This is a genomic window from Castellaniella ginsengisoli (assembly GCF_040955415.1).
GTDB classification, from domain to species: domain Bacteria; phylum Pseudomonadota; class Gammaproteobacteria; order Burkholderiales; family Burkholderiaceae_B; genus Castellaniella; species Castellaniella ginsengisoli.
Genome location: NZ_CP158257.1, coordinates 1581571 through 1604607 on the forward strand (window position 1 = coordinate 1581571; position 23037 = coordinate 1604607).

At 67.4% G+C, this 23037-nt stretch carries 18 protein-coding genes; 16 read left to right on the forward strand and 2 right to left on the reverse strand.

Features of this window, described 5'->3' with window-relative positions; translation table 11 throughout:
- Positions 1-7 precede the first annotated feature (7 nt).
- The 14 genes from rsmH to lpxC all read left to right on the forward strand — a co-directional run bounded on the left by rsmH (position 8) and on the right by lpxC (position 17636).
- Complete coding sequence (gene rsmH / locus ABRZ00_RS07550) at positions 8-1066, forward strand: 16S rRNA (cytosine(1402)-N(4))-methyltransferase RsmH (protein ID WP_368647642.1); 1059 nt, start codon at positions 8-10, stop codon at positions 1064-1066.
- Positions 1063-1353, forward strand: a complete 291-nt coding sequence (gene ftsL / locus ABRZ00_RS07555; protein WP_343836883.1) for a cell division protein FtsL — start codon at positions 1063-1065, stop codon at positions 1351-1353. The genes rsmH and ftsL overlap by 4 nt, the downstream gene beginning before the upstream one ends.
- Positions 1350-3086, forward strand: coding sequence for a peptidoglycan D,D-transpeptidase FtsI family protein (locus ABRZ00_RS07560; protein WP_368647643.1), 1737 nt, complete (start codon positions 1350-1352; stop codon positions 3084-3086). Before ftsL ends, ABRZ00_RS07560 begins: the two co-directional genes overlap by 4 nt.
- A complete protein-coding gene (murF, locus tag ABRZ00_RS07565; RefSeq protein ID WP_368647644.1) occupies positions 3083-5872 on the forward strand; it encodes a bifunctional UDP-N-acetylmuramoyl-L-alanyl-D-glutamate--2,6-diaminopimelate ligase MurE/UDP-N-acetylmuramoyl-tripeptide--D-alanyl-D-alanine ligase MurF in 2790 nt (929 codons plus the stop codon). The genes ABRZ00_RS07560 and murF overlap by 4 nt, the downstream gene beginning before the upstream one ends.
- Positions 5862-7034 (forward strand): phospho-N-acetylmuramoyl-pentapeptide-transferase, encoded by a 1173-nt coding sequence (mraY, locus tag ABRZ00_RS07570; protein WP_343836876.1) that lies wholly within the window; start codon positions 5862-5864, stop codon positions 7032-7034. The genes murF and mraY overlap by 11 nt, the downstream gene beginning before the upstream one ends.
- The gene (gene murD, locus ABRZ00_RS07575; RefSeq protein ID WP_368642440.1) at positions 7031-8569 is read left to right on the forward strand and encodes a UDP-N-acetylmuramoyl-L-alanine--D-glutamate ligase; all 1539 of its coding nucleotides are present in this window, start codon (positions 7031-7033) and stop codon (positions 8567-8569) included. The genes mraY and murD overlap by 4 nt, the downstream gene beginning before the upstream one ends.
- Complete coding sequence (ftsW, locus tag ABRZ00_RS07580; RefSeq protein ID WP_343836871.1) at positions 8566-9774, forward strand: putative lipid II flippase FtsW; 1209 nt, start codon at positions 8566-8568, stop codon at positions 9772-9774. The genes murD and ftsW overlap by 4 nt, the downstream gene beginning before the upstream one ends.
- Entirely contained in the window at positions 9771-10844 is a 1074-nt protein-coding gene (murG, locus tag ABRZ00_RS07585) for an undecaprenyldiphospho-muramoylpentapeptide beta-N-acetylglucosaminyltransferase (protein WP_368642439.1), read from the forward strand. Before ftsW ends, murG begins: the two co-directional genes overlap by 4 nt.
- The gene (murC, locus tag ABRZ00_RS07590; protein WP_368642438.1) at positions 10841-12247 is read left to right on the forward strand and encodes a UDP-N-acetylmuramate--L-alanine ligase; all 1407 of its coding nucleotides are present in this window, start codon (positions 10841-10843) and stop codon (positions 12245-12247) included. Before murG ends, murC begins: the two co-directional genes overlap by 4 nt.
- Positions 12244-13191: a D-alanine--D-alanine ligase gene (locus tag ABRZ00_RS07595; RefSeq protein ID WP_343836864.1), complete on the forward strand. Its 948-nt coding sequence runs from the start codon at positions 12244-12246 to the stop codon at positions 13189-13191. The genes murC and ABRZ00_RS07595 overlap by 4 nt, the downstream gene beginning before the upstream one ends.
- Positions 13192-13211: 20 nt before the next feature.
- Entirely contained in the window at positions 13212-14015 is an 804-nt protein-coding gene (locus tag ABRZ00_RS07600; protein WP_343836862.1) for a cell division protein FtsQ/DivIB, read from the forward strand.
- The gene (gene ftsA / locus ABRZ00_RS07605; protein ID WP_323026434.1) at positions 14012-15238 is read left to right on the forward strand and encodes a cell division protein FtsA; all 1227 of its coding nucleotides are present in this window, start codon (positions 14012-14014) and stop codon (positions 15236-15238) included. Before ABRZ00_RS07600 ends, ftsA begins: the two co-directional genes overlap by 4 nt.
- A 71-nt stretch (positions 15239-15309) precedes the next feature.
- Positions 15310-16476, forward strand: coding sequence for a cell division protein FtsZ (gene ftsZ / locus ABRZ00_RS07610; protein ID WP_343836858.1), 1167 nt, complete (start codon positions 15310-15312; stop codon positions 16474-16476).
- A gap of 236 nt (positions 16477-16712) precedes the next feature.
- A complete protein-coding gene (gene lpxC, locus ABRZ00_RS07615) occupies positions 16713-17636 on the forward strand; it encodes a UDP-3-O-acyl-N-acetylglucosamine deacetylase (RefSeq protein ID WP_343836856.1) in 924 nt (307 codons plus the stop codon).
- Positions 17637-17643: 7 nt separating this feature from the next.
- On the opposite strand, the gene ABRZ00_RS07620 is transcribed toward lpxC, so the two are convergent.
- Positions 17644-18114, reverse strand: coding sequence for a DciA family protein (locus tag ABRZ00_RS07620; RefSeq protein ID WP_368642437.1), 471 nt, complete (start codon positions 18112-18114; stop codon positions 17644-17646).
- Between the two features lie 89 nt (positions 18115-18203).
- Between ABRZ00_RS07620 and ABRZ00_RS07625 the strand changes: the two genes are divergently transcribed.
- Both ABRZ00_RS07625 and secA read left to right on the forward strand, forming a co-directional pair.
- Positions 18204-19121, forward strand: coding sequence for a M23 family metallopeptidase (locus tag ABRZ00_RS07625; protein ID WP_343836850.1), 918 nt, complete (start codon positions 18204-18206; stop codon positions 19119-19121).
- Between the two features lie 161 nt (positions 19122-19282).
- The gene (secA, locus tag ABRZ00_RS07630) at positions 19283-22039 is read left to right on the forward strand and encodes a preprotein translocase subunit SecA (RefSeq protein ID WP_343836848.1); all 2757 of its coding nucleotides are present in this window, start codon (positions 19283-19285) and stop codon (positions 22037-22039) included.
- Positions 22040-22537: 498 nt separating this feature from the next.
- Here secA and ABRZ00_RS07635 read toward each other — a convergent pair whose 3' ends face one another.
- Positions 22538-22870 carry a DNA-binding protein gene (locus tag ABRZ00_RS07635; protein WP_343836846.1) on the reverse strand — a complete coding sequence of 111 codons (333 nt, stop codon included), beginning with the start codon at positions 22868-22870 and terminating at the stop codon, positions 22538-22540.
- Between the last annotated feature and the right edge of the window lie 167 nt (positions 22871-23037).

Consider the following 23037-nt stretch of genomic DNA (forward strand, 5'->3'; position numbering starts at 1 on the left):
CCCGTACATGGCGTACTCCCATCGCACCGTTCTGCTGGAACCGGCTATCGACGCGTTGTTGAGCCCCGCATTCGGCTGTCGTCCGGCGATGCCGGAGCGGGACGCGCCGCCGGGCGACGGGATCTACGTGGATGGGACCTTCGGGCGCGGGGGGCATAGCCGCCTGCTGTTGAGCCGGCTGGCTCCGCAGGCGCGGTTGCTGGTGTTCGACAAGGATCCCGCCGCCATTGCCGAGGCGCAGGCGTTGCGCGCGACCGACGCGCGGGTCGAGATCGTGCACGACGGCTTTGCCTCGCTGGATGTGCAGCTCGATCGCCTGGGCATCGCCCGGGTGGACGGGGTATTGCTGGATCTGGGCGTGTCTTCGCCTCAGATCGACGAGGCGGAACGCGGATTTTCATTCATGCGGGATGGCCCGCTGGATATGCGCATGGACACCAGCCGGGGACAGACGGCGGCGCAATGGTTGGCGGAAGCCGACCAGACACAGATCAAGGAGGTCATCGCAGATTATGGCGAAGAACGGTTTGCTTTCCAGATTGCAAAGGCGATTGTTGCGCGCCGCCAATCCGAGCCGCTGCGCACCACGGGCGAACTTGCCCAGCTCGTCGCCAGTGTCGTCCGTACGCGCGAAAAGGGTCAACACCCGGCCACCCGCACCTTTCAAGCTGTACGGATTCACATCAATGAAGAGCTCGCGCAGCTCGCGCACGCCCTCCCGGCAGCGCTGACCCGCCTGCGCGAAGGAGGGCGTCTGGCCGTGATCAGCTTCCACTCGCTGGAAGACCGCATGGTCAAGCAATGTCTGGCTGCCGCCGCGCATCCGGGGCGGGATCGGGCGCGCCTGCCGATCCCCGAACGGGACATGCCGCAGCCCTACGTCACCTTGCTGGGCCGCATCCAGGCGGATGAGGCCGAGGTGGCGGACAACGTGCGCTCGCGCTCGGCCGTGCTGCGGGTGGCCGAACGCACCAGCGTGCCTCTGTCGCAAGACGAGGCCGCCGGTTTCATCCGCCTGCCCGGCCGTGCGCCGGCGCGCGGCCGGGCAGGGAGGGCTGCGCGATGATCCGCCTGACCCTGTTCCTGGCGTTCCTGCTGATGGCCTCGGCCCTTTCCCTCGTCACGGTGCGTTTCCAGACGCGCGAGCTGTTCGTGGCGTCCGAGCGGCTGAAGTCCCATGCCCATGAGCTGGATGCGGAATGGCGCCGCCTGCAGCTCGAACGGGCGGAACTGGCCCGCAACGCCCGCATCGACTCGCTGGCCCGCACGGACCTGCACCTGGTATCGGTGACGCCGGACCGCACGATCTACCTGCAGCAGCCGGCCCCCGTTGCGCAGGAGGGCCTGCCATGAAGCGTTTTGGTTTTCATGAGAGCCCCGTGTTGGCGAGCCGCCCGGCCTTCTGGCGCGCGCGGCTCGTGGTGATCGTGCTCATGCTGGGCTTCACCGCATTGGGGGCCAAGGCGTTGAACGTGCAGATTCTGTCCAACGAATTCCTGCAGCGTCAGGGCGAGCGCCGCTATGAGCGCACCCTGGTGCTGCAGGCATCGCGCGGCAAGATCCTGGACCGCAGCGGCTCGGTGGTGCTGGCCTCCAGCATGCCGGCCCGGGCCATCTGGACGATCCCCGAGGATTTCCACAAAGCCTCCGAGAAGCAGGTCGCCGAGTTGGCGCGCCTGCTGGATACCAAGCCTGCGGAATTGCGCCGGCTCACGCGGGACGAAGACAAGAATTTCGTCTACCTGCAGCGGCAGGTCGCCATGGACAAGGCCAAGGCCATCCAGCAGTTGAAGATCCCCGGGGTCCATCAACTGGCCGAGACGCGCCGCTTCTACCCGGAAGGCGAGGTCATGGCGCATATCGTCGGTTTCACCAACATCGAAGACCGCGGCATCGAAGGCATCGAACTGGCGTTCAACGACTTGCTGTCGGGGCAGCCGGGTTCGCGGCGCGTCATCAAGGACCGGCTGGGCCGCGTGATCGAGGACGTGCAGGCCGTGGTGCCGCCGGTCGACGGCCAGAACCTGCAGTTGTCCATCGATGCCGGGATTCAGTTCGATACCTACACGGCCCTCAACGCGGCCATGAAGGCGCACCAGGCCCGCGCTGCGGCGGCCATCGTGCTGGATACCCGCACGGGTGAAATCCTGGCGATGGTCAACCTGCCGTCCTACGACCCGAACAATACGTCGGAGCGTACCGGCCAGGCATTGCGCAACCGTGTCGTGACCGATACCTTCGAGCCCGGCTCCATCATGAAGCCGTTCACGGCGGCGCTGGCGCTGGACGAGGGAAAGATCACCACCCAGACGCAATTCGACACCGGCAACGGCCGCTACAGCTACCAGGGCGCCGTGATTTCCGATGTCAGCCGCAACGGCGTGCTGGACGTGGGCGGCATCATCCAGCGCTCCAGCAACATCGGCATGACCATGATTTCCGAGCGCCTGTCATCCCAGGCGATGTGGGAAAAATTCTCGGCGCTGGGCTTCGGGCGCGTTCCCCAGACGCATTTTCCCGGCATGGCCTCCGGGCGTCTGCGGCCCTGGCAGCGCTGGCGGCCGATCGAGCGCGCCACCATGGCCTATGGCTACGGGCTGTCCGTTTCGCTGCTTCAGGTCGCCCATGCCTATACCGTCTTCGCCCGCAACGGCGACATGGTCTCCCTCTCTCTGCTGCGCCGCGAGGGGCAGCCCACCAGCGTTCAGGTCTATACGCCCCAGGTCGCCCGGCTGATGCGCGGCATGCTGGAAGCCGCCGCCGGCCCGGACGGCGCCAAGCGCGCCCGGGTCCAGGGCTACCGGGTGGCGGGCAAGAGCGGCACGGCGCGCAAGATCGTCGACGGCCAGTACAGCAAGACCAAATACCGCGGCTCCTTCGTCGGCCTGGCGCCGGTATCCGATCCGCGCATCGTCGTGGCCGTATCCATCGATGAGCCCAGTACGGGAGGGTATTATGGCGGCCGCGTGGCCGCTCCCGTCTTTTCCGACATCGTTTCAAGCACCTTGCGCCGTCTCGGCGTGCGGCCCGATGCGCCCCTGGATTCCCTGGTGGCCGTGGCGGAGCAAGGGAAACGCACACAATGATCATGTTATTGGACATCATGGCCTGGCTGGACGAGCGGGTCGATCGCAGGGCGGATCTCTGCCTGGATTCGCGCCAGTTGCGGCCGGGCGACGTATTCTTCGCCTGCCCGGGGATTGCCGCGGATGGCCGCGCCTACATGGATGCGGCCGTGGCGGCCGGCGCGGCCGCCATCGTCCGGCAGGCCGGCGGCCCCCATCCTTCGCCCGGCGCCGTGCCGGTGCTCGAAATCGACAACCTGGCGGCGCTGCTGGGCGAGGTCGCCCATCTGTGGTACGGGCGCCCGTCCGATGCATTGACCGTCATCGCCGTGACCGGCACCAATGGCAAGACATCGGCCACACAGTGGATCGCCGCGGCCCTGAACGCCGAAGGCATGCCGTGCGGCACCATCGGCACGCTGGGCGTGACGCTGGCCGACGGCAGCAACCTGGGCGGCGCGCTGACCACGCCCGATGTGCTGACGCTGCACCGCAGTCTGGCCGCCATCGTGCGTGCCGGCGGCGTGGCCGCGGCCATCGAGGCTTCTTCGATCGGGATCGAGCAGGGGCGTCTGGATGGGGTCAGCATCCAGGTTGCGGGCTTCACCAACCTGACGCGCGATCACCTGGATTATCACGGCACGGAAGAACGCTACAAGCAAGCCAAGTTCGCGCTGTTTGCGCGCGCGGGCCTGCGCGGCGCGGTCATCAACGCCGACGATGCGGCAGGGTGCGAACTGCTGGCCGGCGCCGCGCCGTCCGGCCATCGGGTCGGCTACAGCTTGCGGCGCGACAGCGCGGCGGCCTTCCGGGCCGAGGACATCCAGCACGGCGCCAAGGGCCTGGTCTTCAATCTGGTGGCGCCCGATGGCAGCGCCCAGATCCTGACCCACCTGGTGGGAGAACACAATATTTCCAATCTGCTGCTGGTGGCCGGCGTGCTGCGCGAGCTGGGCTGGGGGCTGAGCCGCATCGCCCGCGCCCTGGCCGTGCTGCATCCGGTGCCGGGCCGCCTGCAGGTGGTCACGGCGCTGGGTGGCGCAAGCGCCGCCCGGCCCCAGCCGCTGGTCGTGGTGGATTATGCGCATACGCCGGACGCGCTGGAGCGGGTGCTGACGGCGTTGCGGCCGTTGGCTCTGGGCCGCGGCGGCCGCCTGCGCTGCGTATTCGGCTGCGGCGGCGATCGGGATGCCGGCAAACGGCCCTTGATGGGCGCCGTGGCGGCCCGCTTGGCCGATGAGGTCGTGGTCACGACCGATAACCCGCGTACCGAATCGCCCGAAGCCATCATCGAACAGATCCTGGCGGGCATGCCGGCCCGTCCGGCGGTCCGGGTGGACCGGGCCGATGCCATCCTGGACAGCATCTGGGGCGCGGGCGAGCATGACGTGGTGCTGCTGGCCGGCAAAGGCCACGAGACCTACCAGGAAGTCCGGCATGTGCGCAGCGCCTTCGATGATCGCGAGTGGGCGCGCTTTGCCCTGACCTGGCAGCAGGGCGCAACCGTGTCCACCGATACGCGCACGCTGCCGGCAGGCGCCGTGTTCCTGGCGCTCGAAGGCGAACGGTTCGACGGCCATGATCATCTGGCCGACGCGGCCGCGGCCGGCGCGCGCGCGGCCATCGTGGCCCGACCCATCCCCGATGCCGGCCTGCCGCTGATTGTGCTGGGCGATACCCGCCAGGCCCTGCAGCGTGCCGCCACGGCCTGGCGGCGCCAGTTCCGCATGCCGGTCATCGCGGTCACCGGCAGCAATGGCAAGACCACCACCAAGGAAATGATCAGCGCCATTCTGGCGGCCTGGTGCGGCGAGGCCGGGAGGCTGGCCACGCACGGCAATCTCAATAACGAGATCGGCCTGCCGCTCACGGTGCTGCGGCTGCGCCCGGCGCATCGCGCCGCCGTGCTGGAACTGGGCATGAACCACCCGGGGGAAATCCCCGTGCTGGCGGCCATCGCTCAGCCGACGGTGGCGCTGGTGAACAATGCGCAGCGCGAGCACCAGGAATTCATGAACACGGTCGAGGCCGTGGCGTGCGAAAACGGCGCCGTGCTGCAGGCGTTGCCCGCCGACGGTGTGGCGGTCTTTCCGGCCGACGAAGACTACAGCGGGCTCTGGCGAGAGCTGGCCGGCGGCCGATTGACGCGATGCTTCGGCTTCGCGGAGACCGCCGATGCGCATGCCTCGCAGATCCGCGCCGGGACGGCGCAGACGGAATTCCGCCTGCACCTGGGGGCGGAAACCGTCCCCGTCGTCCTGCACGCTCCGGGCCGCCACAATCTGCGCAACGCCCTGGCGGCGGCGGCCTGCGCCTGGGCCGCCGGCGCGCCGGCGGCGGCCATTGCGGCCGGCCTGGGCGCGTTCGCCCCGGTGGGCGGACGGATGCAGCCCCGGCCGCTGGCCGACGGGTTTCAGTTGATCGACGACAGCTACAACGCCAACCCGGATTCCGTGCGCGCCGCCATCGATGTGCTGGCCGGCCTGGATGGCCGCCGCATCCTGGTGCTGGGCGATATGGCCGAAGTCGGCGATCAGGGGCCGGCCATGCACGCCGAAGTGGGCGCCTATGCCCGCCAGTGCGGCGTGGACGCGCTGCTGACGCTGGGGCCCGCCGCCCGGGGGGCCGCGCAGGCCTTCGGTCCGCAGGCCCAGGCCTTCGATACGTTCGACGAACTGTTGCCGCATCTGCTGGCGGCCCGTCCGGGCCACATCCTGGTCAAGGGATCGCGCAGCATGCGCATGGAGCGCGTCGTCCAGGCGCTTGACACGGGTGCCGCGGTCCGGGGAGGCGATCATGCTGCTTGAATTGGCGCGCTGGCTGTCCGATGAGCATTTCCGCGCCTTTGGCGTCGTGGAGTACATCACTTTCCGCGCGCTGCTGGCCAGCGCCACCGCGCTGGCCATCGGCCTGCTGGCCGGCCCCTGGCTGATCCGCCGCCTGACGGCGCTGAAGATCGGCCAGGCGGTGCGCAGCTACGGCCCGCAGACGCACTTGCAGAAGAACGGCACCCCCACCATGGGCGGCGCGCTGATCCTGATCGGCATCGGCATCAGTACCCTGCTGTGGGCGGACTGGACCAACCGCTTCGTCTGGGTGGTGCTGCTGGTGACCTTCGGCTTCGGCTGGATCGGCTGGGCGGACGACTACCGCAAGGTCGTGCATCATGATCCCGAGGGCATGCCGGCCCGGCAGAAGTTCTTCTGGCAGGCGCTGATCGGCGCCGTGGCTTCCGTGTACCTCAGCTTTGCCGTGTCGGTGCCGGCCAATACCGAGCTCTGGCCGCTGTTTCGCGAATGGGTCCTGAGCGGCTTTTCGATGCCGCTGCCCGCGCGTGCCGACCTGATCGTGCCGTTCTTCAAGACGGTCAGCTATCCGTTGGGCGTGTTCGGTTTCGTGGCGTTGACCTGGCTGGTGATCGTGGGCACCAGCAATGCCGTCAACCTGACCGACGGGCTGGACGGGCTGGCCATCATGCCCACCGTGATGATCGGCTCGGCCCTGGGCATCTTCGCCTATGTGGTCGGGCGGGTGGATTATTCGAAGTACCTGCTGTTTCCCTACATTCCGGGCGCCTCCGAGCTGATGGTGCTGTGCGCGGCGATCGCGGGCGCGGGCCTGGCCTTTCTCTGGTTCAACACCTATCCCGCCCAGGTTTTCATGGGAGACGTGGGCGCACTGGCGCTGGGCGGCGCGCTGGGCACCATCGCCGTCATCGTGCGCCAGGAGATCGTCCTGTTCATCATGGGCGGCGTGTTCGTGGTCGAGACCCTGTCGGTGATGCTGCAGGTCACCTGGTTCAAATACACCAAGAAACGGTATGGAGAAGGCCGGCGCATCTTCCGCATGGCGCCGCTGCATCATCACTTCGAGGTGGGCGGCTGGAAAGAAACCCAGGTGGTGGTCCGTTTCTGGATCATCACCATGATGCTGGTCCTGGTGGGCCTGGCGAGCCTGAAGCTGCGATGACGGACGCGTGCGATTTCCCCTCCCTGCGCCGCGACGGCCTGACCCTGATCCTGGGATTGGGGGAAACGGGCGTGGCGGCGGCGCGCTGGTGCGCCGCGCGCGGCGCCCGCTTGCGGGTGTTGGACACGCGTGCGCAGCCCGGCGGCCTGGAAGCCCTGCGGGCCGATGGTATCGCCGCCGACCTGCGCCTGGGGCCGGACGCCCTGGTGGCGGAGGCGCTCGACGGCGTCCATACGCTGGTGCTCAGCCCGGGCCTGAATCCCCGCGAGGCGCCCGTGGCCGGCCTGCTGGCGGCGGCGCGCGAACGGGGCATCGAAGTTCTGGGCGAGATCGAGCTGTTTGCCCGTGCTCTGGCCGATCTGCGGGCGCAAGGCTACACGCCGACGCTGCTGGCGGTGACGGGCACCAACGGCAAGACCACGGTCACGTCGCTGGTGCGCCACCTGATCGAAACGAGCGGACGCCGCGTGCGCGCCGCGGGCAATATCGGCCCGGCGGCGCTGGCCAGTCTGCAGGATGCGCTGGAGCGCGACGAACTGCCCGAAGCCTGGGTGCTGGAGCTGTCCAGTTTCCAGTTGGAAGCCACCCGTACCCTGGCGCCGGATGCCGCCGTGGTGCTTAATGTCACGCAGGACCACCTGGACTGGCACGGCTCGATGCAAGCCTATGCCGCGGCGAAGGCGCGTCTGCTGGAGATGGCGCGCATCGCCGTCGTCAATCGCGACGATCCGCTGGTGCGGGACATGGTCGGCGACCTGGCCGGCGAGCGGGTGCGCGGATTCGGCATGGAAGCCCCATCGCTGGCGGGAGACCTCGGTTTGCTGATGCAGCAGGGCCTGGCCTGGCTCGCCGCCGCGCCCGAGGCCGAAGCCGACCCGGCCGCCAGGATCCCGGCGCGTCGCCGCCGCGCGGCGACCGAAGCGCCTCCCGCCCGGCGGCCCGCCGCATCTGCCCAGGCGTTGATGCCGGCCGAGGCGTTGCGGATCCGGGGCACCCACAATGCGCTCAATGCGTTGGCGGCGCTGGCCCTGTGCCGCGCCGCCGGTCTGGACTGGGCGCCGCTGCTGCATGCCTTGCGCAGTTATCAGGGCGAAGCGCATCGCACGGAATTCGTGCGGACGATCGCCGGCGTGGATTTCATCGATGACAGCAAGGGCACCAATGTGGGCGCCACGCTGGCGGCTCTGAAAGGGTTGGGCCGTCCCGTGGTGCTGATCGCCGGCGGCCTAGGCAAGGGTCAGGATTTCTCCCCCCTGGCGCCGGCCGTGCGGGCCCACGCGCGCGCGGTGTTGCTGATTGGCCAGGACGGGCCGCTGATCGGTGAGGCGCTGAGGGATTGCGAGGTGCCGCTGCAGCCCTGCGGCACGCTGGAAGAGGCCGTGGCCCGGGGCATGGCGCTGGCGCAGCCGGGCGACGCCGTGCTGCTGTCACCGGCCTGCGCCAGCATGGATATGTTCCGCAACTACGCCCATCGCAGCGCCTGCTTCGTGGAAGCCGTGCGCGAGCTGGCGATTGAGCGCGGGGAGGTGGCATGAGCGTATCGGGCACCCTGGGGAACGGCGTGAACGCGGCGCGCTCGAACCGCCGCACGGCCATGCCCAGCGTGGACGTCGGCCTGATCGTGGCGGTCAGCGCGCTGGTCCTGTTCGGGCTGCTCATGGTGTATTCGGCCTCGATCGCCCTGGCCGACGGGCCGCGCTATGAAAGCTACGGCCGCTTCTACTTCGTCGGCCGCCATGCCGCCTTCATTCTCATCGGCCTGCTGGGCGCCCTGTTCACCGCCAGCGTGCCGATGCGGATCTGGCAGAAAGTCTCGGTGCCGCTGTTCGTGTTTGCGCTGGTCCTGCTGATGGTCGTGCTGGTGCCCGGTCTTGGCCGCGAGGTCAACGGCGCCCGGCGCTGGCTGCCCCTGGGCATCGTGAACTTCCAGCCATCGGAACTGATGAAGGTCGCCATCTTGCTCTATGCGGCCGACTATGTCGTGCGCAAACAGGCGCATCTGCAAGGATTCGTGCGCGGTTTCGTGCGCGGTTTCGCGCCCATGGCCCTGGCGCTGATGCTGGTGGGGGTGCTGTTGCTGCTGGAGCCCGACCTGGGCGCTTTCATCGTCATCGGCGCAATCACCGTCGGCATCCTGTTCATCGGCGGGATCAACCTCAAGCTGTTCACTTTGCTGCTGGGCGGCGTGATGTCCAGCTTCCTGATGCTGATCTGGCTGTCCCCCTGGCGCCGCGAGCGGCTGTTCGTCTATCTGGACCCCTGGAATCCGGACAATGCCTACGGCAGCGCCTACCAGTTGTCCCATTCACTGATCGCCCTGGGGCGGGGAGAGTGGTTCGGCGTCGGTCTGGGCGCCAGCATCGAGAAGCTGCATTACCTGCCCGAGGCGCACACCGACTTCATCGTCGCCGTCATCGGCGAGGAGCTCGGCCTGGCCGGCGTCCTGTGCCTGATCGGCGTTTTTGTCTATATCGTGATGCGGGGCTTCGACATCGCCCGCCAGGCCATGGTGCTGGAGCGGGTCTTCGATGGCCTGGTCGCCCAAGGCGTGGTGTTGTGGTTGGGCGTGCAGGCCTTCATCAACGTCGGCGTCTGCCTGGGCCTGCTGCCCACCAAGGGGCTGACGCTGCCGCTGGTCAGCTATGGCGGCTCCGGCATCGTCATGAATCTGGCGGCGATCGCGCTGCTGTTGCGGGTGGATTACGAGACCCGCTGCATGATGCGGGGGAAACGGCGATGAGCGCGCGCACGATCCTGATCATGGCGGGGGGCACGGGCGGGCATATCATGCCCGGGCTGGCCGTGGCCGAGGTCTTGCGCGCTGCCGGCTGGCGAGTCCTGTGGCTGGGCGATCCGGACCGCATGGAAGGCCGGCTGGTGCCGGCGCGCGGCATCGAACTGCTGCCGCTGCGTTTCGGCGGCGTGCGCGGCAAGGGGTATGCGACCTTGCTGAAGCTGCCCTTCACTCTGGGCGCCGCCTGCCTGCGAGCTCGACGGCTGCTGCGTGAGCACCGCCCCGATGTCGTGCTGGGCATGGGCGGCTATGCGGCTTTCCCGGGCGGCCTGATGGCGCGGTTGGCCGGCATCCCCCTGGTCGTGCACGAGCAGAATGCCGTGGCGGGCACCGCCAATCGCGTCCTGGCCCGCTTTGCCAGCCGGGTGCTGTGCGGTTTTCCGGGGGCGCTGCCCGATGCGCTGATGGTCGGTAATCCGGTGCGCGCCTCGCTGGCATCGATTCCGCCGGCGGCCGAGCGCTACGCCGGGCGCCAGGGGCCGCTGCGTCTGCTGGTGGTGGGCGGCAGCCTGGGGGCCGCCCGTTTGAACGAATGGGTGCCCGAGGCGCTGGCAATGCTGCCGCCGCACGAACGGCCGCTCGTGCGGCATCAGGCGGGCGAGCGCCATGCCGAGGGCGTGCGCCTGAATTACGAACGCCTGGGCGTGGCGGGGGAGGTCGTGGCCTTCATCGACGATATGGCCGAGGCGCTGGGCTGGGCCGATCTGGTCGTCTGCCGGGCCGGTGCGATGACCGTGGCCGAGGTGGCCGCCGTGGGCGTGGCGGCCCTGTTCATCCCGCTGCCGCACGCCATCGACGATCACCAGACCGCCAACGCCCGTTATCTCTCGGAATGCGGGGGCGGCTGGCTGATGCGCCAGGCCGACCTGGACGCGGCCGGGCTGTCGGCCTGGCTGGCGGCCCGTCGGCGGCCCGAGCTGGCCGCGGTGGCCGCCCATGCCCGCGAACATGCAAGTCTGAACGCCGCGCAATTGATCGCCGATGCCTGCGTCCATAGTCTGGAGGAATCGGCATGAAGCATCGCATCCGCAATATCCATTTCGTCGGCATCGGCGGTTCGGGCATGAGCGGCATTGCCGAGGTCCTGCTGAATCTGGGCTATGCCATCAGCGGCTCCGATGTGCAGGAAACCGCCGTGACGCGGCGGCTGGAGTCGCTGGGCGCGCGCATCCTGATCGGCCACGCCGCGGAAAACATCCAGGGCGCGGGCGCGCTGGTCACGTCCACCGCCATTCGCGCGGACAATCCCGAGGTCCTGGCGGCGCGCGCCGCCCGCGTTCCGGTGGTGCCCCGCGCTTTGATGCTGGCTGAACTGATGCGCCTGAAGCGCGGCATCGCCGTCGCCGGCACGCACGGCAAGACCACCACCACCAGCCTGGTGGCCAGCGTGCTGGCGGCCGGCGGGCTGGATCCCACTTTCGTCATCGGCGGGCGGTTGAACGCAGCCGACGCCAATGCGCGGCTGGGGCAGGGCGATTACATCGTCGTCGAGGCCGACGAGTCCGATGCTTCGTTCCTGAACCTGCTGCCGGTGATGGCGATCATCACCAACATCGACCTCGATCACATGGATACCTACGGGCACGACGTGGCGCGCTTGAAAAGCGCCTTCGTCGAATTCACCCAGCGCCTGCCGTTCTACGGCAGCGCAGTGCTGTGCGTGGATGATGCCAATGTGCGTGAAATCATTCCCTTCGTGTCGCGTCCGGTGACGACCTACGGCATCGACATGCCGGCCCAGGTGCGCGCGCGCGATCTGCGCGCCGAGGGCACCACCATGTGCTTCGAGGTCGAGCGCCAGGGCGCCCAGGGCGCTTTGGCGCCCTTGTCCGTGCGCCTGAATCTGCCCGGCCGGCACAACGTGCTCAATGCGCTGGCCACCATCGCCGTCGCCACCGAACTGGGCGTGCCCGACGCCGCCATCGCTGAATCCCTGGCCCAGTTCCGGGGCGTGGGCCGCCGCTTCACCCAGGTCGGCCGTTTTCCGGTCGCGGAAAAGAACGGTGGCGGCACGTATGCCGTGGTCGACGATTACGGCCACCACCCGGTCGAAATGGCGGCGACGCTGGCGGCGGCGCGCGGCGCCTGGCCGGACCGGCGTATCGTGCTTGCCTTCCAGCCGCATCGCTATACGCGCACGCGCGATTGTTTCGAGGATTTCGTGCGCGTCCTGGGCATGGCCGACGCCGTGCTGCTCACCGACGTCTATCCGGCCGGCGAGGCGCCCCTGGTGGCCGCCGATGGGCGCGCCCTGGCCCGCGGAGTGCGGGTGGCCGGCAAGGTCGAACCGGTCTTCATCGAGGATGTGGCCGACATGGCGGCCGCGATCGGGGATTTTGCACGCGACGGCGATGTCGTCATCATCATGGGCGCCGGTTCCATCAGCCGCGTGCCCGGGCAATTGGGGAGTTCGTTATGAGCCAGGCATTCGGCCGCGTGGGCGTGCTGTACGGCGGCAGTTCCGCCGAGCGGGAAGTCTCGCTGATGTCGGGCGCGGGTGTCTGCGCCGCACTGCGCGAAGAAGGCGTGGACGCCCATCTGTTCGATACCGGCGAACGCAGCCTCGCAGAGCTGGAGGCGGCGGGCTTCGACCGGGTCTTCATCGCCCTGCATGGACGCTACGGCGAGGACGGCACGGTGCAAGGCGCACTGGAACTGCTGCGGATCCCCTATACGGGCAGCGGTCCGCTGGCCTCCAGTCTGGCCATGGACAAGATCACCACCAAGCGCCTGTGGCTGCAGCATGGATTGCCCACGCCGCGCTTTGCCGAGTTGGCATGTGACGCCGATCCGGCGGGCCTGGCCGAGACCCTGGGCCTGCCGCTGATCATCAAACCGCCGCACGAGGGCTCGACGCTGGGCCTGACCCGGGTCGAGTCGGCGGATCAACTGCGCGACGCTCAGGCGCTGGCCTGCCGCTTCGACAATCTGGCGCTGGCCGAGCAGTTCATCCGCGGGCGTGAATTGACCATCCCGGTCCTGGGGACGGGGGCCGGCGCCCGGGCGCTGCCGGTGATCGAAATCTTCGCCCCCGAGGGCAATTACGACTATCAGAACAAGTACGTGTCCAACGACACCCGCTACGGATGCCCGGCCGAATTGCCGGATGCGCTGGCGCGGCACATTCAGGATCTGACGGTGCAGGCTTATCGGGTGCTGGGGTGCGAAGGCTGGGGCCGGGCCGATGTGATGCTCGACGGGCAGGACCGGCCCTGGCTGCTGGAAATGAACACCTCGCCGGGCATGACGAGCCATTCGCTCGTGCCCATGGGCGCGCGTGCCGCTGGCATGAGCTACGGCCAGTTGTGCGTGGAAATCCTGTCGACGGCGCGCTGCAAGCTGCGCCAGGCCAGGGCCTGCTGAGACGGATCAAGGAGCCGGACGTGTTCGCGGAAGCCCGATTGACCAACCTGATCGCCAACCTGCTGGCTTTGCTGGCAGTGTTGGCGATCGTGGTCGGCGTCGTGCTCTGGACGATCCGGCGGCCTTATTTTTCGATTTCCCGGATCGAACTGGCCCCGGTGGCCGGCTCGACCCTGCAGTACGTCACGCCGCTGAACCTGCAGACCGCGCTGGCGGGGCAGGTGCGCGGCAATTTTTTCCTGATGGATCTGGATGAGGCCCGGCGCCGCATCGAGACCGCGCCCTGGGTGCGGCATGCCGTCGTCCGCCGGGTGTGGCCGGCCACGCTGCAGGTGCGCATCGAAGAGCAGCAGCCGCTGGCCTTCTGGAACGAAAACCAGATGATCAACACCTGGGGCGAGGCCTTTACGGCCAACCAGGGTGAGCTGCCCGACGACCTGGATCTGCCCCAGCTCAATGGCCCGGCGAATTCCGAACGCCTGGTGGTGCAGCGCTACGCCGAAATCGCCCGCTGGTTCGCACCGCTGGGCCTGAGCGTGCGCGAGGCCACGCTGACGCCCCGCTACGCCTGGGAGGTCACGCTTTCCGACGCCGTGCGCCTGACGCTGGGCCGGGATCCGGCCGCCGACGTCGCCGATCCGCATGGGCGCTCCGGCGCATTGCCGTTCGCCGCCCGCATCGAACGCTTCGTCCAGGCCTGGCCGGAACTGACCCGCCGCCTGGGCGGCCGCATGATCGCCAGCGCCGATCTGCGTTATCCGAATGGATTCGCGATCACGCTGTCTCCTGAAACCACCGCATCCTCCCGATCGACCAGACCATGACCCGTGACATCAAAGACCTGATCGTTGCACTCGACATCGGCACCAGCAAAGTGGCCGCCGTCGTTGCCGAAATCCTGCCCGACGGCGGGTTCGAGGTGCTGGGCCTTGGGCAGCACGAATCCGAAGGCATGCGCAAGGGCGTGGTGGTCAACATCGAATCCACCGTGAACTCGATCCAGCGCGCGCTGGAGGAAGCCGAACTGATGGCCGATTGCAAGATCCGCGAGGTCTACACCGGCATCGCGGGCAGCCACATCACCAGCTTCAATTCCAGCGGCATGGTGGCGGTCAAGGACAAGGAAGTCACCGCCACCGACGTGGCGCGCGTGATCGAGACGGCCAAGGCGGTCAATATTCCGACCGATCAGCAAGTGCTGCACGTGCTGACGCAGGAATTCATCGTCGATGCGCAAGAAGACATCCGTGAGCCGATCGGCATGAGCGGCATGCGCCTTGAAGTGCGCGTGCACATCGTCACCGGCGCGGTCAGCGCGGCCCAGAACATCGTCAAGTGCGTGCGCCGCTGCGGCCTCGAAGTCCAGGACCTGATCCTGCAGCCGCTGGCTTCCAGCCTGTCCTGCCTGACGGCCGACGAGAAGGAGCTGGGCGTGGTGCTGGTGGATATCGGCGGCGGCACCACCGACATCGCCATCTACACCGGCGGCGCGATCCGCCACACCTCGGTGATTCCGATCGCGGGCGACCAGGTCACCAGCGACATCGCTGCCATGCTGCGCACTCCGACGCCCGACGCCGAGGAAATCAAGCTGCGCCACGGCATCGCCAAACAGGCGCTGGTCGATGCCGAAGAGATGATCGAAGTGCCGGGCCTGGGGGACCGCCCCAATCGCAGCGTCAAGCGCCAGGCCCTGGGAGCGGTGATCGAGCCGCGCATGGAGGAACTGTTCGGGTTCGTGCAGCAAGTGGTGCGCGAATCGGGCTACGAGGAATTGTTGTCGTCCGGGGTCGTGCTGACCGGCGGGACGGCGCTCATGCCGGGCATGGTGGAGCTGGCCGAGGACGTGTTCCTCAAGCCGGTGCGTGTCGCCGTGCCCATGTACGAGGGCAGTTTGGCCGACGTGATGCGTAATCCGCGCTTCTCGACGGTGATGGGCTTGTTGACCGAGGCGCGCATGCAGCGCGCACGCGGGCGCAAGGTGGCGCAACAGAAGGGAACGGTCAAATCCATTCTGGCGCGCATGAAAGAGTGGTTCATGAATTGAAGCGGCCGCAGGGCCGTCCATGAGCTTTTCAGGGGAAGTTGTTCGTTTTTCCGTATGTGAGGGAGTCAATCATGATGAATTTTGAAATGCTGGATACCAGCAGAAACGGCACCATGATCAAGGTCGTGGGTGTCGGCGGGGCGGGCGGCAATGCCGTGGCGCACATGATCCGTTCCGGCGTGCAGGGGGTGGAGTTCGTTTGCGCGAACACCGATGCCCAGGCGCTGGCCACCAGCGAGGCGCCGGTTCAGATCCGTCTGGGCCGCACCGGGCTGGGCGCGGGCGCCAAGCCCGAGCAGGGGCGCGCCGCTGCTGAAACCGCCCGGGAGGAAATCCGCGCGGCGCTCAACGGCGCCCACATGGTGTTCATCACCGCCGGCATGGGCGGCGGCACCGGCACCGGAGCCGGCCCCGTGGTGGCCGAGGTCGCCAAGGAACTGGGCATCCTGACGGTGGGCGTGGTCACCAAGCCCTTCGTCTTCGAGGGCAGCAAGCGCATGCGCATGGCCGAGGAAGGCATCCGCGAGCTGTCGCGCCATGTTCATTCGCTGGTGGTCGTGCTCAATGAGAACCTGTACGAACTGATGGACGACGACGCGACGCAGGAAGACTGCTTCCGCGCGGCCGACGACGTCCTGCACAATGCCTGCGCCGGGATCGCCGAGATCATCAATGTCGAAGGCAATGTGAACGTCGACTTCGAGGACGTCAAGACGATCATGGGCGAGCAGGGCCAGGCCATGATGGGCACTGCCGTGGCTTCCGGCGCCGACCGCGCCCGCATCGCGGCCGAGCAGGCGATCGCCTGCCCGCTGCTCGAAGGCGTGGATCTGCACGGCGCGCGCGGCGTCCTGGTGAACATCACGGCCAGCCGTTCGCTGAAGATGCGCGAAACCCGGGAAATCATGGATACGATCGGCAGCTACGCTTCGGCCGACGCCACGGTGATCTTCGGTACGGCGTACGACGAGGCCATGGGCGAGAACCTGCGCGTCACGGTCGTGGCCACCGGCCTGGGCGCCGCGTCCCGCCCGCAACTGGTGTCGAACAACGCCGAGGCCCAGCGCACGGGCACGGACAACATGCCGGTGGGCGTGGGTCACGACTTCTCGGGCACGGATGTGCCGTCGGTGATCCGTAATCCGCGCAGCAACGCCTCGGCCCAGGTCCGGGCGCTCGAGACGGCCGGCATGGATCACTTCGACATTCCGGCCTTCCTGCGCAAGCAGGCCGACTGACCCGGCCGGCTTCGCCTCATCACCTCACATCGCGGCTGTCGTATCGCAGTTCGCGGCGCCTGGCGCGTCTTCCCCTGCCCCTGGGGGAAGGCGCGCCTTCGCTCGGGCCGCCCGCCATTGACCGGGCTGTACCGCACACAACCATCGTGGAAAACCCGAATATTGATTACAATACGAGGGTTCAGGTCGTGCAAAGCATGCTTTGCAGGGCCGCTTTATCGTTGACGAAAAATCTCATGCTCTTGCAGCGCACCATCAAACAGTCCGTGACCACCACCGGCGTCGGCGTGCATTCCGGCCGCCGCGTGAAAATCACCCTGCGCCCGGCCGAGCCCAATACCGGCATCGTGTTCCACCGCGTGGATCTGCCTGAAGTCGTGGATCTGCCCGCGCGCGCCGATGCGGTGGGCGACACCCGGATGGCATCCGTCCTGCAGCAGGGCTCCGTGCGCGTATCCACCGTCGAGCACCTGATGTCGGCCTTGGCCGGGCTGGGCGTGGACAATCTGCACGTCGATCTCGACGCCGAAGAAGTCCCCATCATGGATGGCAGCGCGGCCACGTTCGTCTATCTGCTGCGCAGCGCCGGTCTGCTGGAGCAGGCCGCCCCCAAGCGCTTCCTGCGGGTGCTCAAGCCCGTCGAGGTCCGCGAAGGCGAAGGCCCGGCCGCCAAGTGGGCGCGCCTGGAGCCCTACGACGGCTTCGCCCTGTCTTTCTCGATCGATTTCAAGCATCCCGCCATCGATTCCACCGCCAACACGGCAGAAATCGACTTTGCGCGGGATTCCTACGTCAAGACCATCGCCCGCGCGCGCACCTTCGGGTTCGCCAGCGAGGTCGAGGCCTTGCGTTCGATGGGGCTGGCGCGCGGCGGCAGCCTGGACAACGCCATCGTCATGGACGAATACCGCGTCCTCAATGCCGACGGGCTGCGCTACGACGACGAGTTCGTCAAACACAAGATCCTCGACGCCATCGGCGACTTGTATCTGGCCGGCCGGCCCCTGGTGGCGCGCTACGTTGCCTGCAAATCCGGCCACGGCCTGAACAACTTGCTGGTGCGTGCGCTGTTGGCTCAGCAGGATTGCTGGGAATTGATCAGCTACGAGTCGCGCGACGCCGCGCCCGCCGCCTTTACCCGCGACTGGCAGCTCGCCTGATCATCGCTTACGAGCGGTGGTGGCGCAGCAGCCGGCCGATGGCATCGGCCAGCGGCCCGGGCGCCACCTGACGCCCCAGGTCCTCGAAGGACCGCAAGGCGTTTTCGCCCAGGGGCTCGGTTTCCCGCCTGGGCTTTTCTGTCCAGGTCCGTCCCATGGCGGCGTCGATCCGGACGACAATCTGTTCGACGGGCCAGCCGGCATCGCGGATGCGCCGGGCGGCGGCTTCGGTCAGTTGCCGCAGCCGGGCGGCATGCGCGGGGCCGGGAACCACCACGGTGATTTTCGGTCCATCGATCCTGGCGACCTGGATCCGGCGCGCCAGGGCGGGCGGCAGCGTGCCTGCCAGCACGGCCTGCACGGCCAGCAGTTCGCGGGCCGTGTGCATCATGTGCGAGCCCTGGGGGTGGCGGTCCAGCCATTCCAGGACAGGGGCGCCGGCTGATCGGTTCCGCCTGGGCGGCGTCGTCATGGACATGAAGGAATAATGAAGTGATTCAATCGAAACACACTGCGCGTTCAGTGCTCCGTTTTCATTCTAACGCGCGCTTCTGGCGGTGGGCGGGCATGGCCTGCGCACTGGCGCTGGCGGCCTGGGGCGGGGCCCAATGGCAGGCCTGGCGCACGCCCCCGGCGCTGGATGTCGGCCAGCGCGCGGCGATCGATACCCGTTTGCGGCAGGATTCGATGGCGTTGCAGGGCAGTATTGCCGGTCTGGCGGACAAGCTGGGCGAATTGCAGGGCCGCGTGCTGGCCATGGAATCCGTCCGCACGCGGGTGGCACAGGCGGCCGGCCTGGAGTATTCCGCGCCGGAGATCGACGCCCAGGCCAGGCCGGCCGTTCGGGCGGCGGGCCTGGCGGCGGACGACGACGAAGGCCAGGTGATGGACGATATTCCCGCCCAGTCGCTGCCCGCGCCCGCAATCGGTTCGGCGGAATTGCTGGGGCGCTACATCGATGCCTTGGGGAAGCGCCTGGACACCCAGGAGGACGCCTATGCCCTGGTGGATGCGGCCTTGTCCCGGCAGGCGGGTTTCCAGGCCAGCCTGCCGACGCTGTCGCCGGTCGATTATCCCGCGCTCAGCTCTTCGTTCGGGTGGCGGCGCAACCCTGTCAGCGGTCGTCATACCATGCATGAGGGCCTGGATTTCATTGCTCCCCGGGGCGCACCGATCCGGGCGGCGTCCGGGGGGCTGGTGACGCGGGCGGGCTCCTGGCACGGCTATGGCCGGATGGTGGAAATCGACCATGGCAACGGTCTGCGCACCCGTTACGCTCATGCTTCCAGCGTGCTGGTCAAGGTTGGCGACATTGTCCGCCAGGGCCAATTGATCGCGCGGGTGGGCAGCACGGGGCGGTCCACCGGCGCGCATCTGCATTTCGAGGTGCGGATGGCGGACTATCCCCTGGATCCGGCCTTGTTCATCCGGGAAGACGCGCATATGCGCCTGGCGATGGGAGCCCCCGGGCAAGTCGAGCCGTGAGCGGGCGCCCCTGACCGCCCGGTCCCGCGCAGGCCGCCGCCGATGCGGGGGCCTGCGCGCTGCGTTAAACTGCATCGTTTACTTGCGGCCGCCGCTCGGCGTACGCATCCCACAATTTTCCGGTGTCCGGTTTCCTCTCGGGCCCGCAGCGACGACACGATATGGTTTCTCTGCTCAAAAAAATCATCGGCAGCCGCAATGACCGGCTGTTGAAGCAGTATCGCAAGCAGGTCGCGCAAATCAATGCGCTCGAGCCTTCCATGCAGGCCTTGTCCGACGACGCGTTGCAGGCCAAGACCGATGAATTCCGCCAACGGCTCGCCGATGGCAAGTCCGTCAACTCCTTGTTGCCCGAAGCCTTCGCGGTGGTGCGCGAGGCCAGCCGGCGCGTGTTCGGCATGCGCCACTTCGACGTCCAGATGCTCGGGGCGATCGCCCTGCATAATGGCAAGATCGCCGAAATGCGCACCGGCGAAGGCAAGACCCTGATGGCCACCTTGGCGGTCTATCTGAATGCCCTCGAGGGCCGCGGGGTTCACGTGGTGACGGTCAACGATTACCTGGCCCGCCGGGATGCCGAATGGATGGGCCGGCTCTACGGCTTCCTGGGCATGACGGTCGGCGTCGTGGTGCCGCAGCAGGACAACGAGGAAAAACGCGCCGCCTATCGGGCCGACATCACCTACGGCACCAACAACGAATACGGTTTCGACTACCTGCGCGACAACATGGAGTTCCGTCCGGAAGACCGTCGCCAGCGCAGTCTCGCCTACGCCATCGTCGACGAAGTCGACTCGATCCTGATCGACGAGGCGCGCACGCCCCTGATCATTTCGGGCCAGGCCGAGGACAACACCGAGCTCTATGTCCGCATGAATGCGGTCCCGCCCCTGCTGACGCGCATGGCCGAGGAGCCCAAGCCCCATGAGCCCGAGCCTGAAGGCGATTTCTGGGTGGACGAAAAGGCCCAGCAGGTGCATCTGTCCGAAGCCGGCCAGATCAAGGCCGAACAGATCATGGCGCGCCAGGGCATCCTGCCCGAGGGCGAGTCCCTGTACGATCCCCGCCATATCTCGCTGATGCACCATCTGCTGGTGGCCCTGCGGGCGCACAACCTGTTCCACCGCGATCAGCAATACGTCGTCCAGGACGGCGAGGTCGTCATCGTCGATGAGTTCACGGGGCGCCTGATGGCGGGCCGCCGCTGGTCCGATGGCCTGCACCAGGCGGTCGAGGCCAAGGAAGGGGTGCGCATCCAGAACGAGAACCAGACGCTGGCCTCGATCACCTTCCAGAATTATTTCCGCATGTACGACAAGCTGGCGGGCATGACGGGGACGGCCGACACCGAGGCCTACGAGTTCCAGGAAATCTATGGCCTGGAAACGGTCATCATCCCGACCAACCGGCCGATGGCGCGCCAGGACCAGAACGACCAGGTCTTCAAGACCGACGCGGAAAAATACCGCGCCATCCTGGCCGATATCATCGATTGCCACAAGCGCGGCCAGCCCGTGCTGGTGGGTACGACCAGCATCGAGAACTCCGAGCTGCTGTCCAACGCGCTGAAAAAGGAAGGCCTGCCGCACGAGGTTCTGAACGCCAAGCAGCACGCCCGCGAGGCCGAAATCGTGGCTGAAGCCGGCAAGCCGGGGCATATCACCATCGCGACCAACATGGCCGGCCGGGGCACGGACATCGTGCTGGGCGGCAGCGTGGAAAAGCAGATCGACCTGGTGCGCGCCGATCCGGACCTGTCCCCCGAGGACAAAGAAGCCCGCATCGCCACCATCCGTGCCGAGTGGGCGCCGGCCAACGAGGCTGTGAAGCAAGCCGGCGGCCTGCGCATCATCGGTACGGAGCGCCACGAGTCGCGGCGCATCGACAACCAGTTGCGTGGCCGTGCGGGCCGCCAGGGCGATCCGGGCTCTTCGCGCTTCTACCTGTCGCTGGATGACTCGCTCATGCGGATCTTCGCCGGAGACCGGGTGCGCGCCATCATGGAACGCCTGCGCCTGCCCGAAGGCGAGCCGATCGAGGCGCGCATGGTGTCGCGTTCGATCGAATCCGCACAGCGAAAGGTCGAAGGCCGCAACTTCGATATCCGCAAGCAGTTGCTGGAATACGACGACGTGGCCAACGACCAGCGCAAGGTGCTCTACGCCCAGCGCAACGAGGTCCTGGAAGCGGAGTCGGTGGCCGATACGATTACCAATCTGCGCGACGCGGAACTCACGGCGGTGTTCCGCCGCTATGTGCCCGAAGAGACGATGGAAGAGCAATGGGATGTCCCGGGCCTGCAGTCGTCTCTGGAATCCGACTGGGGGATCGCGCTGCCGCTGGCCGAGATGCTGGAAAAAGAACCCAATCTGACGGATGACGATCTGCTGGAACGGGTGCTGGCCGAGGCCAAGCGGCTGTACGACGAGAAGATCGCCCTGGTCAGCGAGGCCGGCTGGCGGCCGTTCGAGCGCTCGGTGCTGCTGCAGGCGCTGGATACGAACTGGCGCACTCACCTGGCATCCCTGGATCATCTGCGCCAGGGCATCCATTTGCGCGGCTATGCGCAGGTGGATCCGAAGCAGGCCTACAAGCGCGAGGCGTTCACGCTGTTCTCGGACATGCTGGATCGCGTGCGCAACGAGACGATCCGGGTGCTGATGACGGTGCGCGTCCAGTCGCGCGAGCAGGTCGAGGTCGAGGAACCCGCGTCTCCGGCATTGGAAAACGTGCGCTACCACCACGCGGACTACGATGCGGCGCTGCGCGGCGAGGATCCGGGCCTGGATCAGCCGCCCGCCGAGCCCGGCCGAAAGGCGGCGACACCGGCCGGCGCGGTGCCGCGCGTGGGGCGCAACGATCCCTGCCCGTGCGGCAGCGGCAAGAAGTACAAGCACTGCCACGGGCAGTTGAAGTAATTCCGCTTTGGGCGGGCCAGGGCCGGGCATTGCGTCCCGGCCTTTTTCATTGCTGGCGGTTGAGTGGTGCTGTGGCGGCTTGGCCGTCGGCGTTCTTTTGTGAGGCCTCGGCGTCGTCCTATGTCCGCCCCGGACGCAGGTCGTCCGGTTCCGGCTGTGCCGGAACTGCCCGAAGAAAAGGCATCATCGGGGCGCTCGCCAAACGCGCGGGGCGATTCGTCCACTGGACGAATCGCAAGCGTCCCGCTTGAACGGTGGCTCGCTTGCCTCCCCGCTGCTGCCTTTTCTCCGGCGGACTCCGACAGCGCCCGGTGCGGCCACAGGACGAGGCCTGACGAGGGGGAGGGAGGGGTGGGCGGTCGAGACTTGGTCTGAGCCTTCGTCGCGGTCAGTCCTCTTTGGCTGGACTGATGCAACGCAGGCGCGGGAAATGGTGGCGATAGGAACGGACGTCGCGGCTCAGCACGCTCAGATTGGCGGCTGCGGCATGGGCACCAATTAAAAATCGGGTAAGGGAACGCGGCGTGTGCCGCCGCTACGGCGATAACGTTGGTACGCATTTGCCGCCAAGCCCGCACACGTCCACGGTAAAGGGCTACGCAACGTATCGTAAACATCAAGCATCGCGTCCAATGCCTTGACGTCAGGGTCAGGGATCAGCAACTCGGTATATATCACCAGATTGATGTGCGGAGGAGCTTGCTTGCGGCAACGCTGAATCTGACCGATCGACCATTCGTGCCAACGGCTATCGGGAGTCATGCAGTCGATCCAGAGATTGGTATCGACCAAAAATCCAGACGGACCATCGTACCGGGACAGGTCAAGCATGGCCCCCTTCCGGGCGCGCTGTTCGAGCCCGCCAGGCGGAAGGCCGTCAGCGGGGATGCAAGCGAGCCACTGTTCGAGCAAGACGGGTGCGCTCAGTCCGGGGGACTGAGCGCCTTGCGAGTTTGGCGAGCGCCCCGATGACGGCCTGGAGCCTGGGCAGTTCCGGC